General features: G+C 56.4%; 24 protein-coding genes and 4 tRNA genes. 23 read left to right on the top strand and 5 right to left on the bottom strand.

Features of this window, described 5'->3' with window-relative positions; all coding sequences use genetic code 11:
• Window positions 1-70: 70 nt before the first annotated feature.
• From wecA to BH712_RS13625, 15 genes are all read left to right on the top strand, one after another.
• Complete coding sequence (wecA, locus tag BH712_RS13695) at window positions 71-1,174, top strand: UDP-N-acetylglucosamine--undecaprenyl-phosphate N-acetylglucosaminephosphotransferase (RefSeq protein ID WP_001050933.1); 1,104 nt, start codon at window positions 71-73, stop codon at window positions 1,172-1,174.
• 13 nt (window positions 1,175-1,187) lie between these two features.
• Window positions 1,188-2,234 carry an ECA polysaccharide chain length modulation protein gene (gene wzzE, locus BH712_RS13690; protein ID WP_032674166.1) on the top strand — a complete coding sequence of 349 codons (1,047 nt, stop codon included), beginning with the start codon at window positions 1,188-1,190 and terminating at the stop codon, window positions 2,232-2,234.
• A 56-nt stretch (window positions 2,235-2,290) separates the two neighbouring features.
• Complete coding sequence (gene wecB / locus BH712_RS13685) at window positions 2,291-3,421, top strand: non-hydrolyzing UDP-N-acetylglucosamine 2-epimerase (protein ID WP_006812390.1); 1,131 nt, start codon at window positions 2,291-2,293, stop codon at window positions 3,419-3,421.
• Window positions 3,418-4,680: a UDP-N-acetyl-D-mannosamine dehydrogenase gene (gene wecC, locus BH712_RS13680; protein ID WP_006812389.1), complete on the top strand. Its 1,263-nt coding sequence runs from the start codon at window positions 3,418-3,420 to the stop codon at window positions 4,678-4,680. Before wecB ends, wecC begins: the two co-directional genes overlap by 4 nt.
• A complete protein-coding gene (gene rffC / locus BH712_RS13675) occupies window positions 4,677-5,354 on the top strand; it encodes a dTDP-4-amino-4,6-dideoxy-D-galactose acyltransferase (protein WP_032674165.1) in 678 nt (225 codons plus the stop codon). Before wecC ends, rffC begins: the two co-directional genes overlap by 4 nt.
• A 4-nt stretch (window positions 5,355-5,358) precedes the next feature.
• Window positions 5,359-6,489: a dTDP-4-amino-4,6-dideoxygalactose transaminase gene (gene rffA / locus BH712_RS13670; protein ID WP_006812387.1), complete on the top strand. Its 1,131-nt coding sequence runs from the start codon at window positions 5,359-5,361 to the stop codon at window positions 6,487-6,489.
• A 1-nt stretch (window position 6,490) separates the two neighbouring features.
• Complete coding sequence (wzxE, locus tag BH712_RS13665) at window positions 6,491-7,741, top strand: lipid III flippase WzxE (RefSeq protein ID WP_006812386.1); 1,251 nt, start codon at window positions 6,491-6,493, stop codon at window positions 7,739-7,741.
• Window positions 7,738-8,817 carry a TDP-N-acetylfucosamine:lipid II N-acetylfucosaminyltransferase gene (locus BH712_RS13660; RefSeq protein ID WP_006812385.1) on the top strand — a complete coding sequence of 360 codons (1,080 nt, stop codon included), beginning with the start codon at window positions 7,738-7,740 and terminating at the stop codon, window positions 8,815-8,817. The genes wzxE and BH712_RS13660 overlap by 4 nt, the downstream gene beginning before the upstream one ends.
• On the top strand, window positions 8,814-10,166 hold the full coding sequence (wzyE, locus tag BH712_RS13655) for an ECA oligosaccharide polymerase (protein ID WP_006812384.1): 1,353 nt from the start codon (window positions 8,814-8,816) through the stop codon (window positions 10,164-10,166). The genes BH712_RS13660 and wzyE overlap by 4 nt, the downstream gene beginning before the upstream one ends.
• Window positions 10,167-10,178: 12 nt before the next feature.
• A complete protein-coding gene (gene wecG, locus BH712_RS13650) occupies window positions 10,179-10,919 on the top strand; it encodes a lipopolysaccharide N-acetylmannosaminouronosyltransferase (RefSeq protein ID WP_006812383.1) in 741 nt (246 codons plus the stop codon).
• A 198-nt stretch (window positions 10,920-11,117) separates the two neighbouring features.
• Complete coding sequence (gene thrP / locus BH712_RS13645; protein WP_006812382.1) at window positions 11,118-12,503, top strand: bifunctional threonine/serine APC transporter ThrP; 1,386 nt, start codon at window positions 11,118-11,120, stop codon at window positions 12,501-12,503.
• A gap of 102 nt (window positions 12,504-12,605) precedes the next feature.
• A tRNA-Arg gene (locus BH712_RS13640) sits at window positions 12,606-12,682 on the top strand.
• A 67-nt stretch (window positions 12,683-12,749) separates the two neighbouring features.
• Window positions 12,750-12,825, top strand: a tRNA-His gene (locus BH712_RS13635).
• Window positions 12,826-12,846: 21 nt separating this feature from the next.
• Window positions 12,847-12,933: transfer RNA gene (locus tag BH712_RS13630), tRNA-Leu, on the top strand.
• A gap of 44 nt (window positions 12,934-12,977) precedes the next feature.
• A tRNA-Pro gene (locus tag BH712_RS13625) sits at window positions 12,978-13,054 on the top strand.
• A 537-nt stretch (window positions 13,055-13,591) separates the two neighbouring features.
• On the opposite strand, the gene hemY is transcribed toward BH712_RS13625, so the two are convergent.
• Genes hemY through hemC form a run of 4 tightly spaced genes read right to left on the bottom strand, consistent with a single transcriptional unit; the run spans window position 13,592 to window position 17,686 of the window.
• Window positions 13,592-14,791 (bottom strand): protoheme IX biogenesis protein HemY, encoded by a 1,200-nt coding sequence (gene hemY, locus BH712_RS13620; RefSeq protein WP_026080629.1) that lies wholly within the window; start codon window positions 14,789-14,791, stop codon window positions 13,592-13,594.
• A gap of 2 nt (window positions 14,792-14,793) precedes the next feature.
• Entirely contained in the window at window positions 14,794-15,987 is a 1,194-nt protein-coding gene (hemX, locus tag BH712_RS13615; RefSeq protein WP_006812379.1) for a uroporphyrinogen-III C-methyltransferase, read from the bottom strand.
• 20 nt (window positions 15,988-16,007) lie between these two features.
• Window positions 16,008-16,748 (bottom strand): uroporphyrinogen-III synthase, encoded by a 741-nt coding sequence (gene hemD / locus BH712_RS13610; RefSeq protein WP_006812378.1) that lies wholly within the window; start codon window positions 16,746-16,748, stop codon window positions 16,008-16,010.
• Window positions 16,745-17,686: a hydroxymethylbilane synthase gene (gene hemC, locus BH712_RS13605; protein ID WP_032674164.1), complete on the bottom strand. Its 942-nt coding sequence runs from the start codon at window positions 17,684-17,686 to the stop codon at window positions 16,745-16,747. The genes hemD and hemC overlap by 4 nt, the downstream gene beginning before the upstream one ends.
• Before the next feature lie 350 nt (window positions 17,687-18,036).
• Here hemC and cyaA point away from each other — a divergent pair, with 350 nt between their 5' ends.
• Window positions 18,037-20,580, top strand: a complete 2,544-nt coding sequence (gene cyaA, locus BH712_RS13595; RefSeq protein ID WP_006812375.1) for a class I adenylate cyclase — start codon at window positions 18,037-18,039, stop codon at window positions 20,578-20,580.
• Window positions 20,581-20,671: 91 nt separating this feature from the next.
• Here cyaA and cyaY read toward each other — a convergent pair whose 3' ends face one another.
• Window positions 20,672-20,992 carry an iron donor protein CyaY gene (gene cyaY, locus BH712_RS13590; RefSeq protein ID WP_006812374.1) on the bottom strand — a complete coding sequence of 107 codons (321 nt, stop codon included), beginning with the start codon at window positions 20,990-20,992 and terminating at the stop codon, window positions 20,672-20,674.
• 135 nt (window positions 20,993-21,127) lie between these two features.
• Here cyaY and lptM point away from each other — a divergent pair, with 135 nt between their 5' ends.
• From lptM to ysgD, 7 genes are all read left to right on the top strand, one after another.
• On the top strand, window positions 21,128-21,331 hold the full coding sequence (lptM, locus tag BH712_RS13585; RefSeq protein WP_006812373.1) for an LPS translocon maturation chaperone LptM: 204 nt from the start codon (window positions 21,128-21,130) through the stop codon (window positions 21,329-21,331).
• 35 nt (window positions 21,332-21,366) lie between these two features.
• Window positions 21,367-22,191: a diaminopimelate epimerase gene (dapF, locus tag BH712_RS13580; RefSeq protein WP_022646661.1), complete on the top strand. Its 825-nt coding sequence runs from the start codon at window positions 21,367-21,369 to the stop codon at window positions 22,189-22,191.
• Complete coding sequence (locus BH712_RS13575; protein WP_006812371.1) at window positions 22,188-22,895, top strand: DUF484 domain-containing protein; 708 nt, start codon at window positions 22,188-22,190, stop codon at window positions 22,893-22,895. The genes dapF and BH712_RS13575 overlap by 4 nt, the downstream gene beginning before the upstream one ends.
• On the top strand, window positions 22,892-23,794 hold the full coding sequence (gene xerC / locus BH712_RS13570; RefSeq protein ID WP_006812370.1) for a tyrosine recombinase XerC: 903 nt from the start codon (window positions 22,892-22,894) through the stop codon (window positions 23,792-23,794). The genes BH712_RS13575 and xerC overlap by 4 nt, the downstream gene beginning before the upstream one ends.
• Complete coding sequence (yigB, locus tag BH712_RS13565) at window positions 23,794-24,510, top strand: 5-amino-6-(5-phospho-D-ribitylamino)uracil phosphatase YigB (RefSeq protein ID WP_006812369.1); 717 nt, start codon at window positions 23,794-23,796, stop codon at window positions 24,508-24,510. Before xerC ends, yigB begins: the two co-directional genes overlap by 1 nt.
• Before the next feature lie 79 nt (window positions 24,511-24,589).
• Complete coding sequence (gene uvrD / locus BH712_RS13560; protein ID WP_017383586.1) at window positions 24,590-26,752, top strand: DNA helicase II; 2,163 nt, start codon at window positions 24,590-24,592, stop codon at window positions 26,750-26,752.
• 149 nt (window positions 26,753-26,901) lie between these two features.
• The gene (gene ysgD, locus BH712_RS25150; protein ID WP_212743980.1) at window positions 26,902-26,958 is read left to right on the top strand and encodes a YsgD/CorL family protein; all 57 of its coding nucleotides are present in this window, start codon (window positions 26,902-26,904) and stop codon (window positions 26,956-26,958) included.
• Window positions 26,959-26,985: the final 27 nt, after the last annotated feature.

Raw genomic sequence — 26,985 nt, 5'->3', positions numbered from 1 at the left:
TTAATCCTTCTGAGGCAGGGGGCTTCATGGTTATACTTCCGGGACTAACATTTGTTGAGAGCAATCCATTGTGAATCTACTCACTGCAGTAACTGAGCTGATCAGTATTTTTTTATTCACAACCTGTTTTTTGTTCATTGCGCGCAAGGTAGCAAAAAGAATTGGGTTAGTGGACAAACCGAATTTCCGTAAACGTCATCAGGGGCTTATTCCGCTGGTGGGCGGCATTTCGGTATACGCAGGCATCTGTTTCACATTCGGGATCGCGGATTACTATATCCCCCATGCCGCACTCTATCTGGCGTGTGCCGGTGTGCTGGTACTGGTCGGCGCCCTTGATGATCGTTTTGATATCAGTGTGAAGTTCCGCGCCACGGTACAGGCGGCCATTGGCATCATTATGATGGTGGTAGGCGGCCTCTATCTCAGAAGCCTGGGCTACGTGTTTGGTCCCTGGGAGCTGGTACTTGGGCCATTCGGCTTCTTCCTGACGCTGTTTGCCGTGTGGGCGGCTATCAACGCCTTTAACATGGTTGACGGTATCGACGGTCTGCTCGGCGGGCTGTCCTCTGTTTCGTTTGGCGCAATCGGCATCATTTTATGGTTTGACGGCCAGTACAGCCTGTCAATGTGGTGCTTTGCCATGATTGCAGCCATCCTGCCTTATATCTGCCTTAACCTGGGTGTGTTGGGGCGTCGCTATAAAGTCTTTATGGGCGATGCGGGCAGTACCCTGATTGGCTTTACGGTTATCTGGGTTCTGCTGGAGACCACGCAGGGTAAAACTCACCCTATTAGCCCGGTAACGGCTCTCTGGATTATCGCCATCCCGCTGATGGACATGGTTGCTATTATGTACCGCCGTCTGCGTAAAGGGATGAGCCCGTTCTCTCCCGATCGGCAGCATATTCATCACCTAATCATGCGCGCCGGTTTCACGTCTCGTCAGGCATTTGTGTTGATTACGCTTGCGGCTGCTATTCTGGCTGCGATTGGCGTTGCCGCAGAATACGCACATTTCATTCCTGAATGGGTAATGTTGGTATTATTCTTGCTAGCATTTTTCATGTACGGTTACTGCATCAAGCGTGCATGGAAAGTCGCGCGTTTTATTAAACGCTTAAAACGCAGGATGCGTCGGAACAGTGGCAAAAACACAACATTAACTAAGTAAAACCGGGACTATGATGACTCAACCGTTGGCGGGAGCGAAATCAGTGGGCACTGAGAACGAGCTGGATATTCGTGGTTTGTTTCGAGTGTTATGGCAAGGCAAACTGTGGATTGTGGGGATTGCCCTTGGGTTTGCGCTGTTAGCGCTTGCCTACACCTTCTTTGCAAAACAAGAGTGGAGCGCCACGGCGATCACAGACCGACCAACGGTGAATATGCTTGGGGGCTACTACTCCCAGCAGCAATTCCTGCGTAATCTTGATATCAAGGCCAATCTGGCGACCCCGGATCAGGCCTCGGTGATGGATGAATCCTACAAAGAGTTCGTGATGCAGCTGGCGTCGTGGGATACACGCCGCGATTTCTGGTCTCAGACGGACTACTACAAGCAGCGCATGGTCGGTAACAGCAAAGCGGATGCCGCGCTGCTGGATGATTTAATCAATAACATTCAGTTTATGCCTGGCGATGTGCTCCGTAATGTGAGCGACAGCGTGAAGTTGATTGCGGAAACGGCGCCGGACGCCAATAACCTGTTGCGTCAGTATGTTGCGTTCGCCAGCCAGCGCGCGGCCAGTCACCTGAACGATGAGCTGAAAGGCGCCTGGGCTGCGCGTACTATCCAGATGAAAGCGCAGGTCAAACGTCAGGAAGAGGTCGCTAAGGCCATCTTCGCCCGTCGCGTGCATAATATTGAGCAGGCGCTGAAGATTGCGGAACAGCACAATATTTCCCGTAGCGAAACGGATGTTCCGGCTGACGAACTCCCGGATTCAGAAATGTTCCTCCTTGGTCGTCCGATGCTTCAGGCACGTCTTGAAAATATTCAGGCCGTTGGCCCTGATTTTGACCTCGATTACGACCAAAACCGCGCCATGCTCAACACGCTCAACGTCGGTCCAACGCTGGACCCGCGTTTTCAGACCTATCGTTATTTAAGAACGCCTGAAGAGCCTGTAAAACGCGATAGTCCGCGTCGCGCATTCCTGATGATCATGTGGGGGATTGTGGGCGCACTGACTGGCGCTGGCGTGGCCTTAATGCGTCGCCGCACAAACTAAGAACGCCGTCTACGATGAAGGCTGCGGCCTTCATCGTCTAATCGAAGAGAATCGATGTGAAAGTACTAACCGTATTTGGCACCAGGCCGGAGGCCATCAAGATGGCACCTCTGGTTCATGCGCTGGCCAGAGATCCTGATATTGAAGCGAAAGTGTGCGTAACTGCCCAGCACCGCGAGATGCTCGATCAGGTCTTAACCCTCTTTTCTATCGTCCCGGATTACGATCTCAATATAATGAAACCGGGGCAGGGACTGACGGAAATCACCTGCCGTATTCTGCAAGAATTAAAGCCTATTCTGGAGTCGTTCAAGCCGGATGTGGTGCTGGTACACGGCGACACCACCACCACCGTGGCGACCAGCCTGGCCGCGTTCTATCAGCGTATCCCGGTTGGTCATATTGAAGCGGGTTTGCGTACCGGCAATCTCTATTCTCCCTGGCCGGAAGAGGCCAACCGTACGCTCACCGGTCACCTGGCGATGTACCATTTTGCGCCAACCGAGAACTCACGTCAGAACCTGCTGCGAGAAAATATCAGCGACAGCAAGATTTTCGTCACCGGCAATACGGTCATCGATGCGCTGATTTGGGTGCGTGACCGCGTGCTGGCTAACAGCGAACTTCAGGCAGAACTCGCTGCGCGCTATCCGTTCCTGAACAACGGCAAGAAAACGATTCTGGTAACGGGCCACCGCCGCGAAAGTTTTGGCCGTGGCTTCGAGCAAATCTGCCACGCGCTGGCTGAAATTGCCGCGCAGAACGAAGATGTGCAGATTGTCTATCCGGTGCACCTCAATCCGAACGTCAGCGAACCGGTCAACCGTATCCTCGGCCACGTGGAAAATGTGCTCCTGATTGAGCCGCAGGACTATCTGCCATTTGTCTGGCTGATGAACCACGCCTGGCTGATCCTGACCGATTCTGGCGGCATTCAGGAAGAGGCACCTTCCCTCGGTAAGCCGGTACTGGTGATGCGCGAAACCACCGAACGTCCGGAAGCGGTCACTGCCGGTACCGTACGTCTGGTGGGAACGGATCCGCGTCGTATTGTCGAAGAGGTCACGCGCTTATTGCATGACGATGAAGAGTATCAGGCGATGAGCCGTGCCCATAACCCGTACGGTGACGGGCAGGCTTGTGGTCGTATTTTGCACGCACTTAAACACAATCGGGTAACGCTATGAGTTTTACTACCATCTCTGTCGTGGGTCTTGGCTATATCGGGCTGCCTACTGCGGCGGCCTTTGCCTCTCGTCAAAAGCAGGTCGTTGGCGTAGATATCAACGCGCACGCGGTGGAAACCATCAACCGTGGCGAAATTCATATCGTGGAGCCTGATCTCGATCGCGTGGTGAAAAAGGCGGTGGACGGGGGTTTCCTGCGCGCCAGCACCACGCCGGTAGAGGCCGATGCGTACCTGATTGCGGTGCCAACGCCTTTTAAAGGCGATCATGAGCCTGACATGGTTTACGTCGAGGCGGCGGCAAAATCCATTGCGCCTGTGCTGAAGAAAGGGGCGCTGGTTATCCTCGAGTCCACTTCACCTGTTGGGGCAACCGAGCAGATGGCGCAGTGGCTGGCCGAGGCCCGTCCCGATCTCAGCTTCCCGCAGCAGGCAGGCGAGCAGGCTGATATCAATATCGCCTACTGCCCTGAGCGCGTGCTGCCAGGCCAGGTGATGGTAGAACTGATTAAAAATGACCGCGTGATTGGCGGCATGACCCCAGTCTGCTCCGCGCGCGCCAGCGAGTTGTATAAGATCTTCCTGGAAGGCGAATGCGTGGTGACCAACTCCCGCACCGCCGAGATGTGTAAACTGACGGAAAACAGCTTCCGTGACGTTAACATCGCGTTTGCGAATGAACTGTCACTGATTTGCGCCGATCAGGGGATTAACGTCTGGGAACTGATTCGCCTAGCTAACCGTCACCCGCGCGTAAACATCCTTCAGCCGGGGCCGGGCGTGGGTGGGCACTGTATCGCGGTCGATCCGTGGTTTATCGTGGCGCAAAATCCGGAACAGGCACGCCTGATCCGCACCGCGCGTGAAGTGAACGACCACAAACCGCATTGGGTTATCAATCAGGTCAAAGCGACGGTTGCGGATTGCCTGGCCGCCAGCGGCAAACGCGCCAGTGAGCTGAAAATCGCCTGCTTTGGTCTGGCCTTCAAACCGAATATTGACGATCTGCGCGAAAGCCCGGCGATGGAAATTGCCGAAATGATCGCTACCTGGCACAGCGGTGAAACGCTGGTGGTTGAGCCGAATATTCATGCATTGCCGACAAAACTTGCCGGTCACTGCACCCTTACCGCACTGGATGACGCGCTGGCGACGGCGGATGTGCTGGTGCTGCTGGTGGATCACAATGCGTTTAAAGCGGTCTCCGGTGATGCCGTGCGTCAGCAGTATGTTGTTGATACTAAAGGCGTGTGGCGTTGAGTAACCTCAACGGCGTACTGGAGTCCCTTGAGTGGGAAAGCGCATTCTTTGCGCGTCCCTCAGCGATAGTGCGTCTGCGCGACAATGCGCCAGCGTTGCAGGAAGCAGACTTCAGCGCCTGGCCGCGCATACAGGCTAAGATCCCGGCGGACCGCTCGGATCTCCTGGACGCGCTACAACAGCACGGATTCCGGCTGGTTGAAGGGGAAGTTGATCTCTCCATCACCGTAACCCGGCACGCCTCCCCGGGCGCGGAAAGTGCATCAGAGCAGGATATCCCCGCGCTGCGCAAGATGGCGGCGCTGGCCTTCGCGCAGAGCCGTTTCCGGACGCCCTGGTATGCACCCGATGACAGCGGCCGTTTTTATGCTCAGTGGATTGAGAATGCGGTTAAAGGCACGTTTGACCACGTCTGCCTGGTGTTCCGTGCTGCCGGGGGACAGATTCAGGGTTTTGTTTCGCTTCGCAGGCTCAACGAGCACGAGGCGCGCATTGGCTTATTAGCCGGGCGCGGCATGGGCGAGAAACTCATGCAGGCGGCGCTGCACTGGGCGGAGCAACAAAAGGTATCGACGCTGCGGGTAGCGACCCAGATGGGTAACACCGCTGCGCTTAAACGTTATATTGCGAGTGGTGCCAGCATCGACGCCACCGCCTACTGGTTATACAGGTGACAAGATGATTCCATTTAACGCGCCTCCCGTCGTGGGCACCGAACTTGATTACATGCAGTCTGCTATGGGCAGCGGCAAACTCTGTGGCGACGGTGGTTTTACCCGCCGCTGCCAGCAGTGGATGGAGCAACGTTTTAACAGTGCCAAGGTGCTGCTGACGCCGTCCTGTACCGCATCGCTGGAGATGGCGGCGCTGCTGCTGGATATCCAGCCCGGCGATGAAGTGATCATGCCGAGCTACACCTTCGTCTCTACGGCGAATGCGTTTGTCCTGCGCGGGGCGAAAATCGTGTTTGTGGATATCCGTCCGGATACCATGAACATCGACGAAACGTTGATTGAAGCGGCGATCACCGACAAAACGCGGGCGATTGTGCCGGTGCATTACGCGGGCGTGGCCTGTGAAATGGACACCATCATGGCCATCGCTAATAAGCACAACCTGTTTGTGGTGGAAGACGCCGCGCAGGGCGTGATGTCCACCTACAAAGGACGTGCGCTGGGCACCATCGGCCACATCGGCTGCTTCAGCTTCCATGAAACCAAAAACTACACCGCTGGCGGCGAAGGCGGCGCGACGCTGATTAACGATCGTGCCCTGGTGGAGCGTGCGGAAGTGATCCGTGAAAAAGGGACCAACCGCAGCCAGTTCTTCCGCGGTCAGGTAGATAAGTACACCTGGCGCGATATCGGTTCAAGCTACCTGATGGCGGATTTGCAGGCGGCGTATCTCTGGGCGCAGCTGGAAGCGGCAGAGCGCATCAATCTGCAACGCCTCTCCCTGTGGCAAACCTACTACGACGCGCTGGAGCCGCTGGCAAAAGCCGGACGTATTGAACTGCCGACCCTTCCGGCAGATTGTGTCCACAATGCCCATATGTTCTATATCAAACTGCGCGATAACGACGATCGCAGCAAGCTGATTGCCTGGCTGAAAGAGGCGGAAATTATGGCGGTATTCCACTACATTCCGCTGCACTCCAGCCCGGCTGGCGAAGCCTTCGGGATGTTTGCCGGTGAAGACCGCTACACCACCAAAGAGAGCGAACGTCTGCTTCGCCTGCCCCTGTTCTACAACCTCGCGCCGGTGAACCAGCGTACGGTGATCAATTCGCTTCTGAGTTATTTCGCCTGATATGTCTCTGGCAAAAGCGTCGGTGTGGACGGCAGCGTCCACGCTTGTAAAAATTGGCGCCGGGTTACTGGTCGTCAAGCTGCTGGCCGTCTCATTTGGTCCGTCAGGCGTTGGGCTGGCAGGGAATTTCCGCCAGCTGGTCACGGTGCTTGGCGTGCTGGCGGGGGCCGGGATATTCAATGGCGTCACCAAATACGTCGCGCAGCATCATGACGATGCCGAAAAGCTCCGCACGGTGGTGGGTACGTCTTCTGCTATGGTGCTGGGCTTCTCTACGTTGCTGGCCTTCGTCTTTTTGCTGGCGGCGGCACCTGTTAGCCAGGGACTGTTCGGACACACGCACTATCAGGGGCTGGTGCGCCTGGTGGCGCTCGTTCAGATGGGGATCGCCTGGGCGAACCTGCTGCTGGCGTTAATGAAAGGCTTCCGTGATGCCGCGGGGAATGCGCTGGCGCTGATCCTCGGCAGCATTATCGGCGTTATCGCCTATTACGTTTGCTATCGTCTCGGCGGCTATGAAGGCGCGCTGCTGGGGCTGGCGCTGGTGCCTGCACTCGTTGTCATTCCGGCGGCGTTTATGATGATCCGCAGGGGCGATGTTCCGCTGAGTTATCTTAAACCGCAGTGGGACAAGATGCTGGCGGGCCAGCTCGCGAAATTTACGCTGATGGCACTCATTACGTCCATCACCATTCCGGTTGCTTACGTGATGATGCGAAACCTGCTGGCAGCGCATTACAGCTGGGATGAAGTGGGGATTTGGCAGGGCGTGAGCAGCATTTCAGATGCCTACCTCCAATTTATTACGGCTTCCTTTAGCGTCTATTTGCTGCCAACCTTATCGCGCCTGACTTCCAGGCAGGATATTACACGCGAGATTTTTCGCTCCCTGCGTTTTGTGTTGCCGGCGGTTGCGGTTGCCAGCTTTACCGTCTGGTTACTGCGCGATGTCGCTATCTGGCTGCTGTTTTCGGCGAAGTTTACCGCCATGCGCGATCTGTTTGCCTGGCAACTGGTCGGCGATGTGCTGAAAGTGGGGGCATACGTTTTCGGCTATCTGGTGATTGCGAAGGCGTCGCTGCGGTTGTATATCCTGGCAGAGATTAGCCAGTTTGCGCTGCTGACGGCATTTTCTCACTGGCTGATCCCCACCCACGGTGCGCTGGGGGCGGCTCAGGCCTATATGGCAACTTATATCGTTTATTTCGCTGCCTGTTGCGGCGTATTTTTACTTTGGCGTAAACGCGCATGACTGCACTGATACACATACTGGGATCGGATATCCCGCATCATAACCAGACCGTACTGCGGTTTTTCAACGATGAGCTGGCATCCGGTACGCCCGATGCGCGCGAGTTCATGGTCGTTGGACGCGATAACGGCCTGAGCGCGGCGTGTCCGGCATTGCACATCACTTTCTGGCCAGACAAAGCGGCCCTGACCAAAGCCGTTGTCGCGAAAGCCAAAGCGGACCGAAGCCAGCGTTTCTTCTTCCACGGACAGTTCAATACCGGCCTGTGGCTGGCGCTGTTAAGCGGCGGGATAAAACCTTCCCAGTTCAGCTGGCATATCTGGGGAGCGGATCTCTACGAAGTCTCCCGTGGCTGGAAATTTCGTCTTTTCTATCCGCTGCGTCGTCTGGCGCAGGCGCGCGTGGGCTGCGTTTTTGCTACCCGTGGCGATCTCACCTATTTTGCTAAACAGCACCCGAAGGTTCGCGGTGAGCTGCTCTATTTCCCAACCCGTATGGATCCGGCGCTGAACACCCTGGCGAATGACGCGGTTCGTGAGGGCAAACTGACCATCCTGGTGGGAAATTCCGGCGATCGCAGTAACGAGCATGTCGCGGCGCTGCGGGCGGTGCATCAGCAGTTTGGCGACACGGTGAACGTGGTGGTGCCGATGGGCTATCCCGCCAATAACGACGCCTACATCGACGAGGTTCGCCAGCAGGGGCTTGCGCTGTTCAGCGCGGAAAACCTGCACATTCTTAGCGATAAGCTGGAATTTGATGACTATCTCGCGCTGCTGCGAAAATGCGATTTGGGCTATTTCATCTTCGCCCGTCAACAGGGGATTGGTACGCTGTGTCTGCTGATTCAGGCGGGCGTACCGTGCGTGCTCAACCGCGAAAACCCGTTCTGGCAGGACATGGCCGAACAGCATATTCCGGTGCTGTTTACCTCTGACACGCTTAATGTCGAGGTGGTACGGGAAGCGCAGCGTCAGCTCACGCTGGTGGATAAAAATAGCATCGACTTTTTCAGCCCGAACTACCTCACGCCGTGGCACCGCGCGCTGCGTATTGCTTCAGGAGACAACGCATGAGCCAGTTGCAATTTAGCGGCTTGCTGGTGGTCTGGCTGCTGAGCACGCTGTTTATCGCCACGCTCACCTGGTTTGAGTTCCGGCGCGTACGTTTTAACTTCAACGTATTCTTCTCGCTGCTGTTTTTGCTGACCTTTTTCTTTGGCTTCCCGCTGACCAGCATCCTCGTGTTCCGCTTTGATGTTGGCGTCGCTCCGCCGGACATCTTGTTGCAGGCGCTGCTCTCTGCGACCTGCTTCTACGCGGTGTACTACGTCACCTATAAAACGCGCCTGCGCGCGGCGAAAGACACTGCACCCCGCCGTCCGCTGTTTACCATGAACCGGGTAGAAACCCATCTGACGTGGGTGATGCTGATGACCATCGCCCTCGTCAGCGTGGCGATTTTCTTCATGCATAACGGCTTTTTACTCTTTAAGTTGCAGTCCTATAGCCAGATTTTCTCCGCCGAAGTTTCCGGCGTCGCGCTCAAACGTTTCTTCTATTTCTTCATTCCGGCGATGCTGGTGGTCTTCTTCCTGCGTCAGGACAGCAAAGCCTGGCTGTTCTTCCTGGTCAGCACCGTCGCATTTGGCATTCTGACCTACATGATCGTCGGCGGGACCCGCGCCAATATCATTATCGCCTTCGCGATTTTCCTGTTTATCGGCATCATTCGTGGCTGGATCTCACTGTGGATGCTGGCGGCGGCAGGGGTCTTTGGCATCGTGGGGATGTTCTGGCTGGCGCTGAAGCGCTACGGGCTGAACGTGGCCGGTGACGAAGCGTTTTACACCTTCCTGTATCTGACGCGCGATACCTTCTCTCCGTGGGAAAATCTGGCATTACTGCTGCAAAACTACGACAAGATCGAGTTCCAGGGGCTGGCGCCGATTGTTCGCGATTTCTATGTCTTTATACCGACGTGGCTGTGGCCTGATCGTCCCGGCATCGTCCTGAACACGGCGAACTACTTCACCTGGGAAGTGCTGAACAACCATTCGGGTCTGGCGATTTCCCCAACGCTGATTGGCTCGCTGGTGGTGATGGGCGGAACGTGGTTTATCCTGCCTGGCGCGATCGCGGTCGGGCTGATCATAAAATGGTTCGACTGGCTGTACACGCTGGGTAACGAAGAGACCAACCGCTACAAAGCCGCTGTTTTGCACAGTTTCTGTTTTGGTGCCATTTTCAATATGATCGTTCTGGCACGCGAGGGGCTGGATTCGTTTGTCTCACGCGTGGTGTTCTTTATGGTCGTTTTCGGTCTCTGTCTGCTGCTGGCAAAACTGCTGTACTGGTTGTTTGACAGTGCAGGGCTTGTGCACAGACGTGAGCCACAGGGCAGCACATCGCTGTCGCAAGTATGAGTAGGGATTATCATGACGGATACAACTTCAGCCCCGCGTTATGCGCTGCGTGGGCTACAGCTTATTGGCTGGCGTGACATGCAACACGCGCTGGATTTTCTGTTCGCGGACGGGCAGATGAAATCGGGCACGCTGGTGGCCATCAACGCAGAAAAGATGCTGGCGGTTGAAGATAATGCGGAAGTGAAAAGCCTGATTGAGGCCGCGGAGTTTAAATACGCAGACGGTATTAGCGTCGTGCGTTCAATTCGTAAAAAGTTTCCTGACGCTAATGTGTCTCGCGTGGCGGGGGCTGACCTTTGGGAGCGGCTTATGGAACGCGCAGGCGCTGAAGGCACGCCGGTATTTCTGATCGGCGGCAAGCCAGAGGTGCTGGCGCAGACCGAACAAAAGCTGCGTAGCCAGTGGAATGTTAACATCGTGGGCAGTCAGGATGGCTATTTCAGGCCGGAAGATCGCCAGGGGTTATATGAACGCGTGCGCGACAGCGGCGCGAAAATTGTCACTGTCGCCATGGGGTCGCCGCGCCAGGAGATTCTGATGCGGGACTGCCGCCGGGTCAGCCCGGATGCGCTCTATATGGGCGTTGGCGGCACTTACGACGTCTTTACCGGCCACGTTAAGCGTGCGCCCAGGGTCTGGCAAAACCTGGGGCTGGAGTGGCTGTACCGCCTGCTCTCTCAACCGACACGAATCAAACGACAGATTCGTCTGCTGCGCTACCTCGCCTGGCACTACACCGGGAAATTGTAATCAATACGCAGCGCGATCTGCTGTTCGCGCTGCAACGCCCCCTGCAAAACTGCTGACTTTATGTTCAATGCATTCATTTTTTTAATGCATTGTTTGCCATTTGCCAGAATTTAAGAAACCATTCGCTCCGTATTTCAGTACCCCTCAAAAATAATACCCGGCAACAAGTCGGGAAACAGCAAACACAACCGAGGAATTATGGCAGAGAAAAAACCGGAGCTTCAGCGTGGGCTGGAAGCTCGACATATTGAATTGATCGCGCTGGGCGGGACTATCGGCGTTGGCCTGTTTATGGGCTCGGCAAGCACGCTGAAATGGGCGGGGCCTTCCGTCCTGCTGGCGTATATTATCGCCGGACTGTTCGTCTTCTTCATCATGCGCTCCATGGGCGAAATGCTGTTTCTGGAGCCGGTAACAGGCTCTTTCGCCGTCTACGCCCACCGTTATATGAGCCCGTTCTTTGGCTATCTCACGGCCTGGTCGTACTGGTTTATGTGGATGGCCGTCGGAATTTCGGAGATTACCGCCATCGGGGTCTATGTGCAGTTCTGGTTCCCGGAGATGGCCCAGTGGATACCCGCGCTTATCGCCGTAGGGCTGGTGGCGCTGGCGAACCTTGCCGCTGTTCGACTTTACGGTGAAATCGAGTTCTGGTTTGCGATGATCAAAGTCACCACCATTATCGTAATGATTGTTGTGGGTCTGGGTGTCATCTTCTTTGGTTTCGGTAACGGCGGGCACGCGATTGGTTTTGGCAACCTGACCGGGCACGGCGGCTTCTTTGCTGGCGGCTGGAAAGGCTTCCTGACGGCGCTCTGTATTGTTGTCGCCTCCTATCAGGGCGTTGAGCTGATCGGCATTACCGCAGGTGAGGCGAAAAACCCGCAGGTCACGCTGCGTAGCGCGGTAGGCAAGGTGCTGTGGCGTATCCTGATTTTCTATGTGGGCGCTATCTTCGTTATCGTGACCATTTTCCCATGGAACGAGATCGGCACCACCGGCAGCCCGTTTGTCTTAACCTTCGCGAAGATTGGCATCACGGCGGCGGCCGCCATTATCAACTTTGTGGTGCTGACGGCAGCGCTCTCCGGCTGTAACAGCGGGATGTACAGCTGCGGACGCATGCTTTACGCCCTCGCGCAAAACAGACAGTTACCGGCAGTGATGGGAAAAGTCTCCCGCGTGGGTGTGCCGGTGGCGGGCGTGGCGGTGTCAATTGCCATTCTGCTGATCGGCTCTTGCCTGAACTACATCATCCCGAATCCGCAGCGCGTGTTTGTTTATGTCTATAGCGCCAGCGTGCTGCCGGGGATGGTACCGTGGTTTGTGATTTTGATTAGCCAGCTGCGTTTCCGGCAGGCGCACAAAAAAGCGATCGCCAGCCATCCGTTCCGCTCCATTCTGTTCCCGTATGCGAACTATTTGACGATGGCGTTCCTGATTTGCGTATTAATTGGAATGTACTTTAATGAAGATACCCGCATGTCGCTGTTTGTCGGGATGATCTTCCTGGCTGCCGTGACAGCTGCCTATAAACTTTTTGGCCTGGGTCGCCGTGGCTCCGCCCATAAAGTGGAGGAATAAGCGGCAAAATGTGCAAACCATAACCAAACGCGCATTTTTTTCAAAAAAGCACTAGACAGCGGGGGCGGAGGTACGTAATATCCAGCCCCGCAACGGCGCTAAGCGCCCGTAGCTCAGCTGGATAGAGCGCTGCCCTCCGGAGGCAGAGGTCTCAGGTTCGAATCCTGTCGGGCGCGCCATTTTAGTCCCGGCGCTAGAGCTGCGGTGGTCTGAGAAGTAGTCAGAACCGCGTGAAAGAATACAGTGGTGGCTATAGCTCAGTTGGTAGAGCCCTGGATTGTGATTCCAGTTGTCGTGGGTTCGAATCCCATTAGCCACCCCATTATTGAAAGAGTTGTGAATTGCGAAGGTGGCGGAATTGGTAGACGCGCTAGCTTCAGGTGTTAGTGTTCTTACGGACGTGGGGGTTCAAGTCCCCCCCCTCGCACCACGACTTTTAATGAATTGAACTAAAAATTCAAAAAAGCAGTACATCGGCGAGTAGCGCAGCTTGGTAGCGCAACTGGTTTGGGACCAGTGGGTCGGAGGTTCGAATCCTCTCTCGCCGACCAATTTTGAACCCCGCTTCGGCGGGGTTTTTTGTTTTCTGCGCTTTTTCATTCTGTAGCCCTTCCCCGACAACACTCTACATCCTTGTCGCGATTCAGCGACATATAAGTCCATAATATTAAATGATTTATTATTTTATCGCTTAACCTGTCTCCTGGTGACGACAGATCACCGCCTTCAGCGCGATGTTGTATGGCGTAAGACGGCTCTTAACAGCATAATTTCCTTTTATCTTAAAATGTTGCGCGATGTAAAAGTTCTGCGTGTAAACCTGGCACATTACGTGCAATAATATATGTGTAGATGCTCATTCCATCTCTTATGTTCGCCTTAGGCCTCATAAACTCAGGAATGACGCAGAGCCGTTTACGGTGCTTATCGTCCACTGACAGATGTCGCTTCGGCCTCATCAGACACCATGGACACAACGTTGAGTGAAGCACCAAATATGTTGTCTTACAGACCTGTTTTAACGCCTGCTTTTATAGCAGGCGTTTTTTTATGGGCGTAAAAAAGGAGGCCATCTGGCCTCCTGTTAATTACTGCTGCGTTCCGTTATTTTGCAACGTCAATAACAGCCCATCCCGGCGCATGGCTGCGGCCTCTTCCGGCTTGTGCTGCTTGTCCAGCGAATCAGCAAGCCAGGCGTAATCAAATGCGTCCGGGCGTTGCTTCAGCGCGGCGCGGAAGGCGAGACTCGCCTCCTGCCACTCGCCGTGTTTCATCAGAGACTGGCCCAGCGTACTCCACAGCAGTGGACGATCGCCCACGGTTTTGATCTGCTGGCGCAGTGCTTTTTCAATTTGTTCCGGATTGTTGGTTTTCAGACGCGGGATGACCATCACCAGGCGGTCATCATACTGTCGCTTGAGACCGTCGAGGAGGATCTCCTGCGCGGTGTCATGGTCGTCACACTCAATCAGATGTTCTGCCATCGCCACCTGGAGAGGGACCTGCTGGCGCGTTTTGCGGCTCTGGTTTTTCCACCAGGTTTTCAGGCCGTCGCTGCCGAGATCGGCACGCGCCTGATCCATCAGGCCAATCCACGCCAGACGCTGAAGTTCATCACGGTGTTCATCATCGCCCACGTCGGCTTTCGCCATGGAAGGGATAATGTCCAGCAGCGATCCCCATGCTCCGGTGCGGATGTATGCCTGTTCAGCAAGGCGCAGCACTTCCGGATGACGAGGGGTAATTTCCAGCAGACGGTCAACGCCGTGACGTGCCGCATGGTTTTCATTCCGCGCCAGTTGCAGACGAACGCGGGTGATCTCAACCGGAATCGGATCTTTAGTAGAAAGCTCAGACGCGCGTTCAAGATGCTGATTGGCGCGGGCCTCATCGCCTCGCTGTTGCGCCGCCTCAGCGGCCAGCAGGTAGTTAACAACCGGCTGTTCTGCATGGTCGGCATTTTTCGACATCAGCTTTTCAACCTGCTGATAGTCGCCTTCCGCCAGCTTCAGCAGCGCCTGCTCGGTCTGCTTACGGGCGCGACGGCGCTTACGACCAACGAACCAGCCGCGCGTATGTACGCCGGTGCGGAAAATACGACGCAGGAGCCACTCCACGGCCAGCAGGACGACCACACCCAGGATCAGGATAATCACCAGCCCTGTCACGCTGGTTTCGATGTTGTAGTTATCGGTCTGGATCAATACGTAACCCTGGTGACCCGCAAGCATCGGCCCCAGCACAATCCCGGCGATCAGCAGGATGAAGAGTAAGAAGACTTTTAGCATCATTACTCTCCTTGCGGCGCGCTTTCAGGCGCTGGCGCGGCGGCAGGTGCTTCAGCCGGACGCTCTGCCGGAACGCCCGGCTGGGCCAGCAGGTTACGCACGCGCGTCTGCATGATTTTCTCCAGAATCGGCTGGCTTTCCAGCTTGTCCGGCACGTTCATGGTGATGTTTTGCTGGCTCAGCTTGTCGATATCTTCAAGGAACGCGGTCGTGGTTGCGTCATTGGTATCGTAGTAAGCACGTACCCAGGTTGAAACGTTATCCAGCGCCTGTTTGTAGGTCTCTTCCTGGTGACGCGGTACGGCCTGGGCAGCCACCAGCAGGCGGGAGCGAATGTTTTCGCGCAGATAGACGTCCTGGTTCGGCGCCAGCAGCGGCACGGCAGTTTCATCGCGGCGGCGGATGGTAATAAAGCTGTCCATAAAGTTCTGCCAGCTCTTTTGCAGGTTGATACGCCATTCACTCAGGGAGCTGGACAACTCGGTGCCGTCGGAATCCATCGGGGAGTCATCGTCGTTGTTATCGGCCAGCTGAAGGTTATCAATCTGGTTGGAGAGCTGATTCACCTTAAGGATGATACCGTCGTAATCGACCTGAGAAACCGCAGACAGGCTGGCGATATCTTCCGTAATAGCGCGACGAGCATTGATCAGGCTCGGATCGTTCATGTCCGCCAGGCTTGCGTCGGCACTTTTCAGCAGCGCGGCCGCGGTGGTGACATCCTGGTCGCTCCAGAGCTTGCGCCCGGCCAGTTTCACCAGAAAATCGGCCTGTGAGAGCAGCCAGGTTTTGGCATCGGTCCCCGAAATCGTGGCGACTTTCTCCTGCACTTCGCTCAGCTGTTTGGTCAACTCTTCACGTTTGCTGTTCGCGTCGGCGAGAGCGGCGGCCTGCTGTTTAATCACGCCTTCCAGCTCCGCTTTTTGCGTCTCCTGCGCTTTCTGAAGGGCAGTGATTTGGTTAACCAGCGCGTCGCTGGTGGCCGTCTGGTTGGTGCCTTGTTTCTTCACCAGTCCGTAGAGACCCACGCCTGCGGCCAGCGCAATCGCGATGGCAATCACGCTCAGCGTGAGGCTGGTTTTGTTGCTGCCGTTTTTCTTCTCAACGGTTGTGTCTGTCGTCTCTGGCTGTGACGTGGTGTCCACAGTCTCCCTGGTCTCTTCAACCACGGCGGAGGATTTTTCGTGTTCCGTCATTATGGCTTCCCATTTGAGAGTTATTGTAATGCGCGCAGCAGCGCATCGTTGTCGGCGTTATCAGCGATCCGAATATCCTGCCAGCCCAGTTCCCGGGCGTGGTTCGCCAGACGCTCGCTGACGACCAGCAGCCGACAGCGGAGTAACCAGTTTTCGCGATACCAGAGCGGTATCAGCGACCAAAGCTGTTGTAACATTTCACCGCTGGTGACCACCAGCGTATTAATGCCGCGCGCGTGCCAGCGCATGGCCTCTTCCGCACCATCGTAGTGTTTCGCACAGCGCTGATAACACTCCACAAACGTCACGTCAGCGCCGCGTTCCCGCAGCGTTTCGCCCAGCAATTCACGGCCACCGTTGCCGCGCAAAATGAGCGCACGCTTTCCGGCAATAGTTTGTAATTCAGGTAATTGTAGCAAGACTTCGCTGATTTCCCGATCTAACGGGTAACGAACATCGATTCCGCTCGCGGTATGTAAGGCCAGCGCCGTGGTGCGCCCGATGGCGAAATAGCGGGGGGCGTGAGGCCAGGTAACGCCCTGTTGTTGCAGCTGCGCATGGGCAAACTCCACGGCATGCTGCGACAGCGCAAAGAGCAGATCGCCTTCCTGCAAGAGACGCATCTGGTCAGCGAGCGTAGGCAGCTCGCGACCGGGGGAGAATTCAATCAGTGGAAAACTCCAGGCCACCTGCCCCAGTGCGCGCAGACTGCTCACTAACTGCTCTCCTGCGGGAGAAGGGCGGGTGACAAGTATGCTCATGCAGGGGGCTCTCCGTTATAGACCTCGGCCAGAATTTCACGCGCGCCGTTATTCAGCAGCTCTTCCGCCAGCGATACGCCAAGCGCCTCGGCATCTTGCGGCTTGCCGCGACGTTCACCGCGCACCATCTGCGAGCCGTCCGGCGCGCCAACCAGCGCACGCAGCCACAGCTCATCGCCAGTTAATTCAGCATAGCTGCCAATTGGCACCTGACAGCCTCCTTCGAGGCGAGTATTCATCGCACGCTCGGCTTTTACGCGAACGGCGGTATCGTCATGATTCAGCGGTGCCAGCAGTGCCTGAGTGCGCGCATCATCCAGACGACACTCAATGCCAACGGCACCCTGACCGACGGCGGGCAGCGACAGCTCCGGCGGCAACGCCACGCGGATGCGCTCTTCCAGTCCCAGGCGTTTCAGGCCCGCAACCGCAAGAATAATGGCATCGTAATCGCCGTTATCCAGCTTGCCAAGGCGTGTACCGACGTTCCCGCGCAGCGAACGAATCACCAGATCCGGGCGACGTTCAGCCAGCTGACACTGGCGGCGTAAACTGGACGTGCCAACCACGCTGCCTGCTGGCAACGCATCGAGCGAGTCATAGCGATTAGAGACAAACGCATCGCGCGGATCCTCGCGCTCGCAGATGGTCACCAGCCCCAGCCCTTCCGGGAACTCAACGGGCACATCCTTCATCGAATGCACGGCGATATCGGCGCGGTTCTCAAGCAATGCCAGTTCCAGCTCTTTGACAAACAGACCCTTTCCGCCCACTTTGGCCAGCGGCGTATCAAGAATGACATCGCCACGCGTGACCATTGGCACCAGCTCAACGCGCAATCCGGTGTGGCAGGCTTCCAGGCGCTGCTTAACATAATGTGCCTGCCAGAGCGCAAGAGGACTTTGGCGTGTGGCAATTCTCAAAACATTGTCTAACATGCTTGTTACCGTCATTATCAATCGCTAACCATCCTAACATTGTTGACACTCGGATGGCAGTTTTACGGTTGATGAAGCGTGAGAGGGACAGGGCGGCGTACTCGTCAGCCATCGCCGTATTCAGGAATTTACATGTACAGAACGGTGCTACACTTGTATGTAGCGCATCTTTCTTTACGGTCAACCGGCAAGGTGTTAAATTGATCACGTTTTAGACCATTTTTTCGTCTGTACCACCAGAAAAGCAAAAGGCGAAAAAGGGTAACGGTTATCTTTTTGAAATACTGCGGGTCCGCTGCTTTTTGTGTTCTGACTGGCATGCGACACCCGGAAACATCAGGCGATACGTCTTGTACCTCTATATTGAGACTCTGAAACAGAGACTGGATGCCATCAATCAATTGCGTGTCGATCGCGCGCTTGCTGCCATGGGCCCTGCTTTCCAGCAGGTATACAGTCTACTGCCGACATTGTTGCACTATCACCATCCGCTAATGCCGGGTTACCTCGATGGTAACGTTCCCCAGGGCATTTGCCTCTTCACGCCTGATGAAACCCAACAGCATTATCTGACTGAACTTGAACTCTACCGGGGTATGCCGCCGCAGGTCTCGCCGAAAGGTGAGCTGCCGATTACCGGGGTTTACTCGATGGGGAGCACCTCATCGGTAGGGCAGAGCTGTTCTTCTGACCTGGATATCTGGGTCTGCCATCAGTCCTGGCTCGACAATGAAGAGCGCCAGCTGTTGCAGCGTAAATGCAGCCTGCTGGAGAGCTGGGCGGCATCGCTTGGTGTGGAAGTGAGTTTCTTCCTGATTGATGAAAACCGTTTCCGCCATAACGAAAGCGGCAGTCTGGGTGGTGAAGACTGCGGCTCGACTCAGCACATTCTGTTGCTGGATGAGTTTTACCGTACTGCCGTTCGCCTGGCCGGGAAGCGTATTCTGTGGAATATGGTGCCGTGCGATGAAGAAGAGAATTATGACGATTACGTCATGTCGCTTTACTCGCAGGGCGTTCTGACGCCAAACGAGTGGCTGGACCTGGGCGGCTTAAGCTCCCTGTCCGCCGAAGAGTACTTTGGCGCAAGCCTCTGGCAGCTGTACAAGAGCATTGATTCCCCGTACAAAGCGGTGCTGAAAACCCTGCTGCTGGAAGCCTACTCCTGGGAATACCCTACGCCGCGCCTGCTGGCAAAAGATATTAAACAGCGCCTGCACGACGGGGAGATCGTCTCCTACGGGCTTGATGCCTACTGCATGATGCTGGAACGCGTTACCGAATACCTGACAGCCATTGAGGACGCCACGCGTCTTGACCTGGTGCGTCGATGTTTCTATCTCAAAGTCTGTGAAAAACTGAGCCGCGAACGCGCCTGCGTGGGCTGGCGTCGTGAAGTGGTTAGCCAGTTAGTCAAAGAGTGGGGATGGGACGAAGAGCGTCTCGCCATGCTCGACAACCGCGCCAACTGGAAGATCGATCAGGTGCGTGAGGCGCACAACGAGCTGCTCGATGCGATGATGCAGAGCTACCGTAACCTGATCCGCTTTGCGCGTCGTAACAATCTCAGCGTTTCGGCCAGCCCACAGGATATCGGGGTGCTGACCCGTAAACTGTACGCTGCCTTTGAAGCGCTGCCGGGCAAAGTGACCCTGGTGAACCCGCAGATTTCGCCAGACCTGTCTGAACCGAATCTGACCTTTATCTACGTGCCGCCGGGCCGTGCAAACCGCACCGGGTGGTATCTGTACAACCGCGCGCCAAGCATGGATTCGATCATCAGCCATCAGCCGCTGGAATATAACCGCTATCTGAACAAGCTGGTGGCCTGGGCGTGGTTTAACGGTCTTCTTACCTCACGCACCCGGTTGTTTATCAAAGGCAACGAGGTGGTCGATTTAGCCAAGTTGCAGGAGATGGTGGCGGATGTCTCGCACCACTTCCCGCTGCGTCTGCCTGCGCCAACGCCAAAAGCGCTCTACAGCCCGTGTGAGATTCGCCATCTGGCGATCATCGTCAACCTGGAATACGACCCGACGGCGGCCTTCCGCAATCAGGTGGTCCATTTTGACTTCCGCAAGCTGGACGTCTTTAGCTTCGGTGAGCAGCAAAACTGCCTGGTGGGCAGCGTTGACCTGCTGTACCGCAACTCGTGGAACGAAGTGCGTACCCTGCACTTTAACGGCGAGCAGGCGATGATCGAGGCGCTGAAAACGATCCTCGGCAAGATGCACCAGGACGCCGCGCCGCCGGACAGCGTGGAGGTGTTCTGCTACAGCCAGCACCTGCGCGGCCTGATTCGTACCCGCGTGCAGCAGCTGGTGTCTGAGTGCATCGAACTGCGTCTCTCCAGCACCCGTCAGGAAACCGGGCGCTTTAAAGCGCTGCGCGTCTCCGGGCAGACCTGGGGCCTGTTCTTTGAGCGCCTGAATGTGTCGGTACAAAAACTGGAAAACGCCATTGAATTCTACGGCGCGATTTCACACAACAAACTGCATGGCCTGTCCGTTCAGGTGGAAACCAACCACGTCAAACTGCCGCAGGTAGTGGATGGCTTTGCGAGTGAAGGGATTATTCAGTTCTTCTTCGAAGAGTCGGGCGATAACGCCGGGTTTAACATCTACATTCTGGATGAAACTAACCGCGCCGAGGTGTATCACCACTGTGAGGGCAGTAAAGAGGAGCTGGTACGCGACGTCAGCCGCTTCTATTCGTCCTCGCACGATCGCTTTACCTACGGCTCAAGCTTTATCAACTTCAACCTGCCGCAGTTCTACCAGATAGTGAACGTAGATGGGCGAGCGCAGGTGATCCCGTTCCGTACGCAGGCGATTACCCCTGTGGCGCCTGCTAACCAGGATACCGCGCCGCTGTTGCAGCAGTATTTCTCCTGAGGCTTTTCGCCGGGTGGTGCTAACGCTTACCCGGCCTACGGTTAGAGCCGTTGTAGGCCCGGTAAGGCGTAGCCGCCACCGGGCAACGAAACTACCTGAAACTCACTGCCTCGCCCGCCTGCGCCGTCGCCGCCTGCTCCAGCAGATCCCAGAACGTTTCGCCGCTGCGATCGCAGACCCACTCATCACCTTTCAGATCAAAGTGATAACCGCCCTGTTTCGCCGCCAGCCACACCTGGTGAAGCGGCTCCTGACGGTTAATAATAATCTTGCTGCCGTTTTCGAAGCTTAAGGTCAGGATCCCGCCGTTGATTTCACAATCGATATCGCTGTCGCCGTCCCAGTCGTCGATACGCTCTTCGATGGTCATCCACAGGGTATCGGCAAGGCGATGAAATTCACTGTCGTTCATGGTTTTATTCCTGTTTTTCGTGATGGCGGCAGTATAACGCTAAATAATTCCCGTTGCAGGAAAGCGGCAAACTCTTGCTTTTGTGTCTTCTCCTGCGATGATAGAAACAGATTTGAACTTACGGGCAACCTCTACATGAAAAACGTCTTCCGAACGCTTGCCGTTCTTGTCACTCTGTTTAGCCTGACCGGCTGTGGACTGAAGGGACCACTTTACTTCCCGCCAGAGGATAAAAACGCACCACCGCCGACAAAACCGGTGCAAAGTGGTATCGAGTCATCTACGCCGGATACCAACGATCGCGGCAATAACGGCGGCCCGACTCAGGTCAATCTCTGACAATTACGTTCTGTACCCGCGCAATGGAGCAAATGATGCAGTTCTCTAAAATGCATGGCCTTGGCAACGACTTTATGGTCGTCGACGCGGTAACGCAGAATGTCTTTTTCTCCCCGGAACTGATCCGTCGTCTGGCGGATCGACACGTGGGCGTGGGGTTTGACCAGCTACTGGTGGTGGAGCCGCCTTACGATCCTGACCTGGACTTTCACTATCGCATTTTTAACGCCGACGGCAGCGAAGTTTCCCAGTGCGGCAACGGCGCACGCTGTTTTGCCCGCTTTGTTCGGCTGAAAGGGCTGACCAACAAGCGCGATATCCGCGTCAGCACCGCCAATGGCCGGATGGTGCTCAGCGTCACTGACGACGAACTGGTACGCGTGAACATGGGCGAACCGAACTTCGAGCCTTCTGCCGTGCCGTTTCGCGCAAACAAAGCGGAAAAGACCTATATTATGCGTGCCGCCGAGCAGACAGTATTGTGCGGCGTCGTCTCAATGGGAAACCCGCACTGCGTGATTCAGGTGGATGATGTGCAAACCGCGGCGGTCGAAACGCTCGGCCCGGTGCTGGAAAGCCACGAGCGATTCCCGGAGCGGGCGAACATCGGCTTTATGCAGGTGGTGAAGCGTGAACACATTCGCCTGCGGGTGTACGAGCGCGGCGCGGGCGAAACCCAGGCCTGCGGAAGCGGCGCCTGTGCGGCGGTGGCCGTCGGTATCTCGCAGGGGTTACTGGCAGAAGAGGTTCGCGTGGAATTACCGGGCGGGCGTCTCGATATCGCCTGGAAAGGAGCGGGCCATCCACTGTATATGACTGGCCCGGCGACACATGTTTATGACGGGTTTATCCATCTATGAAGCAACCAGGGGAAGAACTGCGGGAAGTCGTAACGGAGCTGGACGACAGCGCTGTTGTGGATTACCTGCTGCACAATCCTGAGTTTTTTATCCGCAATGCACGCGTCGTCGAACGGATGCGCGTGCCGCATCCGGTTCGCGAGACCGTGTCGCTGGTGGAATGGCACATGGCGCGCTCGCGCAACCACATCCATCAGCTCGAAGAGAACATGACGCTGCTGATGGAGCAGGCCAGCAATAACGAAAGCCTGTTCTACCGCCTTCTGCACCTCCAGGCGCGTCTGGCTTCCGCACACAGTCTCGACGAGTTCCTCAACCGCTTCCACCGCTGGGCGCGCGAGCTGGGGCTGGCGGGGGCAACGATCCGTCTGTTCCCTGACCGCTGGCGCATTGGCGCGCCGTCCGGTTTTACCCATCTGGCGCTGAGCCGTCAGGCATTTGAGCCGCTGCGCATTCAGCGTCTGGGCCATGAGCACCACTATCTGGGGCCGCTTAACGGGCCAGAACTGCTGGTGGTGCTGCCGGAAGCCAAAGCGATTGGCTCAGTGGCAATGTCGCTGATGGGGCGCGATGGTGACCTGGGCGTGATGTTATTTACCAGCCGCGACGCGCATCATTACGAACAGGGGCAGGGCACGCAACTGTTGCAGGAGATCGCCCTGATGCTGCCTGAGCTGCTGGAGCGCTGGATTGAACGCGTATGACGGACGGACTGCTCGCCACTGACGTCACCCGTTTTCTGCGCTATCTGGGCGTTGAGCGCCAGCTCAGCCCCATTACGCTACTCAACTATCAGCGTCAGCTTGATGCCATCATGCAAATTGCCGATGAAATCGGCCTGAAAAGCTGGCAACAATGTGACGCTGCTACGGTACGCGGGTTTGTTGTGCGTAGCCGTAAAAAAAATCTCAGCCCGGCGAGCCTGGCGCTCCGGCTTTCTGCGCTGCGCAGTTTCTTCGACTGGCTGGTCAGCCAGGGCAACCTGAAAGCCAACCCGGCAAAAGGTATCGCCACGCCAAAGGCCCCGCGCCATCTGCCGAAAAATATCGACGTCGACGACGTAAACCGCCTGCTGGATATCGATCTTAACGATCCGCTGGCCGTGCGCGACCGCGCAATGCTGGAAGTGATGTACGGTGCCGGGCTGCGTCTGTCTGAACTGGTCAATCTCGACGTAAAACATCTCGACCTGGAAACAGGTGAAGTGTGGGTGATGGGCAAAGGCAGCAAAGAGCGCCGCCTGCCGATTGGCCGCAACGCGGTCTCCTGGATTGAGCACTGGCTGGACCTGCGCGGGCTGTTTGGCACCGACGAGGAGGCGCTGTTTTTATCGAAGCTCGGCAAGCGGATCTCGGCGCGTAACGTGCAGAAACGCTTTGCCGAATGGGGCATTAAACAGGGGCTGAACAGCCACGTTCACCCGCACAAGCTGCGCCACTCCTTTGCGACGCACATGCTGGAATCAAGCGGCGACCTGCGCGGCGTACAGGAGCTACTTGGCCACGCCAATCTGTCGACCACTCAAATTTATACCCACTTAGACTTCCAACACCTTGCCTCGGTGTACGACGCGGCGCATCCACGCGCCAAACGGGGGAAATAATGCGTTTTTACCGCCCACTTGGTCAGATCTCAGCCCTGACGTTTGACCTTGATGACACTCTTTACGACAACCGTCCCGTGATCCTGCGTACCGAGCAGGAGTCGCTGGCGTTTGTGCAGAACTACCATCCTGCGCTGAAAACGATGCAGAACAAAGACTTCCAGAAGCTGCGTCAGTCCCTGCGGGAAACCGAACCGGACATTTATCATGACGTGACCGAATGGCGCCGCCGTGCGGTTGAGCAGGCGATGCGCAATGCTGGCCTTAGCGCGCAGGATGCGGCCACCGGAGCCGAAGCGGCTATGGAAAACTTTGCCAAATGGCGCAGCCGGATCGACGTGCCGCAGGAGACCCACGACACGCTGGCAAAGCTCGCCGAAAAGTGGCCGCTGGTGGCCATCACCAACGGCAACGCCCAGCCTGAACTGTTTGGTCTGGGGAACTATTTTCAGTTCGTATTGCGCGCGGGTCCGCACGGTCGCTCGAAGCCGTTCAACGATATGTACCATCTGGCGGCGGAAAAACTCGATTTGCCGCTCGGTGAGATCCTGCACGTGGGCGACGACCTGACCACGGACGTCGCCGGGGCGATCCGCTGCGGCATGCAGGCCTGCTGGATCAAGCCGGAAAACGCCGATCTGATGATCACCCCGGACAGCCGTCTTCTGCCGCACGTGGAAATTTCACGGTTGGCATCCCTCACGACGCTGATATAATCATCAATTGTTCTGTATAAATTAACAGGGTTTTGGCGAATGGAAACATTTGCCTGCCCGACATGACGTGACGGTGCCAATGGACGTTTCTTACCTGCTCGACAGCCTTAATGATAAACAGCGTGACGCGGTTGCCGCCTCGCGTACAAACCTGCTGGTACTGGCTGGAGCGGGCAGTGGTAAGACGCGCGTGCTCGTTCACCGTATCGCCTGGCTACAGAGCGTGGAGAACTGTTCGCCGTACTCGATTATGGCGGTGACGTTTACCAACAAGGCGGCGGCAGAGATGCGCCACCGTATCGCGCAGCTAATGGGCACCAGCCAGGGTGGCATGTGGGTTGGCACCTTCCATGGCCTGGCGCACCGTCTGCTGCGTGCGCACCATATGGACGCTAACCTGCCGCAGGATTTCCAGATCCTCGACAGCGAAGATCAGCTCCGCCTGCTGAAGCGCCTGATCAAGGCGATGAACCTCGACGAGAAGCAGTGGCCGCCGCGTCAGGCGATGTGGTACATCAACGGTCAGAAAGACGAAGGGCTGCGCCCACATCATATCCAGAGCTTCGGTAATCCAGTCGAACAGACCTGGCAGAACGTCTACAAGGCCTATCAGGAAGCGTGCGATCGCGCCGGTCTGGTGGATTTCGCCGAGCTGCTGCTGCGTGCCCACGAGCTGTGGCTGAACAAACCGCATATCCTGCAACACTACCGTGAACGCTTCACCAACATCCTGGTGGACGAATTCCAGGATACCAACAACATCCAGTACGCGTGGATCCGCCTGCTGGCCGGGGATACCGGCAAGGTGATGATCGTAGGCGATGACGACCAGTCTATCTACGGCTGGCGCGGCGCGCAGGTAGAGAACATCCAGCGCTTCCTCAACGATTTCCCCGGCGCGCAAACCATCCGTCTGGAGCAGAACTACCGCTCAACCAGCAACATTCTGAGCGCGGCCAATGCCCTGATTGAGAACAATAACGGGCGCCTGGGTAAAAAGCTGTGGACCGATGGCGTCGACGGCGAACCGATTTCGATTTACTGCGCCTTCAATGAGCTTGACGAAGCGCGCTTCGTGGTGAACCGCATTAAAACCTGGCAGGAGAACGGCGGCGCGCTGGAGCAGTGCGCCATTCTCTATCGCAGCAACGCCCAGTCGCGTGTGCTGGAAGAGGCGCTGTTGCAGGTGAGCATGCCGTACCGCATTTATGGCGGTATGCGCTTCTTCGAGCGTCAGGAGATCAAAGATGCGCTCTCGTATCTGCGTCTGATTGCCAACCGTAACGACGACGCGGCGTTTGAGCGCGTGGTGAACACGCCGACGCGCGGCATCGGTGACCGTACGCTGGACGTGGTGCGTCAGGCCTCGCGCGATCGTCAGCTCACGTTGTGGCAGGCGTGCCGCGAGCTGTTACAGGAAAAAGCCCTCGCCGGACGCGCCGCCAGCGCGTTGCAGCGCTTCCTGGAGTTAATCGACGCGCTGGCGCAGGAAACGGCCGACATGCCGCTGCACGTCCAGACCGACCGGGTGATCAAAGATTCCGGCCTGCGCACCATGTACGAGCAGGAAAAAGGTGAGAAGGGCCAGACCCGTATTGAGAACTTAGAGGAACTGGTGACGGCAACGCGCCAGTTCAGCTACAACGAAGAAGACGAAGACCTGATGCCGTTGCAGGCATTCCTCTCTCACGCCGCGCTTGAGGCGGGTGAAGGGCAGGCGGACACCTGGCAGGATGCGGTTCAGCTGATGACCCTGCACTCTGCGAAAGGTCTGGAGTTCCCGCAGGTGTTCATCGTCGGGATGGAAGAGGGGATGTTCCCGAGCCAGATGTCGCTGGATGAAGGCGGGCGTCTGGAAGAGGAGCGTCGTCTGGCCTACGTGGGCGTGACCCGTGCGATGCAGAAGCTGACCCTGACCTACGCCGAAACCCGCCGCCTGTACGGGAAAGAGGTGTATCACCGTCCGTCGCGCTTTATCGGTGAACTGCCGGAGGAGTGCGTGGAAGAGGTGCGCCTGCGCGCCAGCATCAGCCGTCCGGTCAGCCATCAGCGTATGGGGTCGCCAATCTCTGAAACCGACACCGGGTACAAGCTGGGCCAGCGCGTGCGCCACTCGAAGTTTGGCGAAGGCACCATCGTGAATCTGGAAGGCAGCGGCGAGCACAGCCGTTTGCAGGTGGCGTTCCAGGGGCAGGGGATTAAATGGCTGGTGGCAGCCTATGCTAAGCTGGAAAGTGTGTAACTTTCAGAAAAATATCACTATTTTGTAATAATCTGCTAGCCTTATACGTTGAAGGTCAATTAATGCCCTTCAGCGTTCCGTTGCGTGTTGACGCCACAGTTATTGCTGGCGTAACATGCGCGCACGATTACGCTAAGAGGACATTCGCCTTGGACACACCCAGTAGATACTGGCTCAATTCCCTGTCATCCAGGAACAACTCCTAAGGCTATCTCCTCTTGCTGATGGCCTTA

The organism is Enterobacter hormaechei ATCC 49162 (assembly GCF_001875655.1).
Taxonomy (GTDB): Bacteria; Pseudomonadota; Gammaproteobacteria; order Enterobacterales; family Enterobacteriaceae; genus Enterobacter; species Enterobacter hormaechei.
Note: the sequence above shows the minus strand (reverse complement) of the source record. Positions and strands in the feature narration are given on the sequence as shown.

Coding starts and splice junctions, on each gene's coding strand:
- wzzE (WP_032674166.1), top strand. CDS start 1,188: ATGACTCAACCGTTGGCGGGAGCGAAATCAGTGGGCACTGAGAACGAG.
- wecC (WP_006812389.1), top strand. CDS start 3,418: ATGAGTTTTACTACCATCTCTGTCGTGGGTCTTGGCTATATCGGGCTG.
- rffA (WP_006812387.1), top strand. CDS start 5,359: ATGATTCCATTTAACGCGCCTCCCGTCGTGGGCACCGAACTTGATTAC.
- wzxE (WP_006812386.1), top strand. CDS start 6,491: ATGTCTCTGGCAAAAGCGTCGGTGTGGACGGCAGCGTCCACGCTTGTA.
- BH712_RS13660 (WP_006812385.1), top strand. CDS start 7,738: ATGACTGCACTGATACACATACTGGGATCGGATATCCCGCATCATAAC.
- wzyE (WP_006812384.1), top strand. CDS start 8,814: ATGAGCCAGTTGCAATTTAGCGGCTTGCTGGTGGTCTGGCTGCTGAGC.
- wecG (WP_006812383.1), top strand. CDS start 10,179: ATGACGGATACAACTTCAGCCCCGCGTTATGCGCTGCGTGGGCTACAG.
- thrP (WP_006812382.1), top strand. CDS start 11,118: ATGGCAGAGAAAAAACCGGAGCTTCAGCGTGGGCTGGAAGCTCGACAT.
- hemY (WP_026080629.1), bottom strand. CDS start 14,791: ATGCTAAAAGTCTTCTTACTCTTCATCCTGCTGATCGCCGGGATTGTG.
- hemX (WP_006812379.1), bottom strand. CDS start 15,987: ATGACGGAACACGAAAAATCCTCCGCCGTGGTTGAAGAGACCAGGGAG.
- hemD (WP_006812378.1), bottom strand. CDS start 16,748: ATGAGCATACTTGTCACCCGCCCTTCTCCCGCAGGAGAGCAGTTAGTG.
- hemC (WP_032674164.1), bottom strand. CDS start 17,686: ATGTTAGACAATGTTTTGAGAATTGCCACACGCCAAAGTCCTCTTGCG.
- cyaY (WP_006812374.1), bottom strand. CDS start 20,992: ATGAACGACAGTGAATTTCATCGCCTTGCCGATACCCTGTGGATGACC.
- lptM (WP_006812373.1), top strand. CDS start 21,128: ATGAAAAACGTCTTCCGAACGCTTGCCGTTCTTGTCACTCTGTTTAGC.
- dapF (WP_022646661.1), top strand. CDS start 21,367: ATGCAGTTCTCTAAAATGCATGGCCTTGGCAACGACTTTATGGTCGTC.
- BH712_RS13575 (WP_006812371.1), top strand. CDS start 22,188: ATGAAGCAACCAGGGGAAGAACTGCGGGAAGTCGTAACGGAGCTGGAC.
- xerC (WP_006812370.1), top strand. CDS start 22,892: ATGACGGACGGACTGCTCGCCACTGACGTCACCCGTTTTCTGCGCTAT.
- yigB (WP_006812369.1), top strand. CDS start 23,794: ATGCGTTTTTACCGCCCACTTGGTCAGATCTCAGCCCTGACGTTTGAC.
- uvrD (WP_017383586.1), top strand. CDS start 24,590: ATGGACGTTTCTTACCTGCTCGACAGCCTTAATGATAAACAGCGTGAC.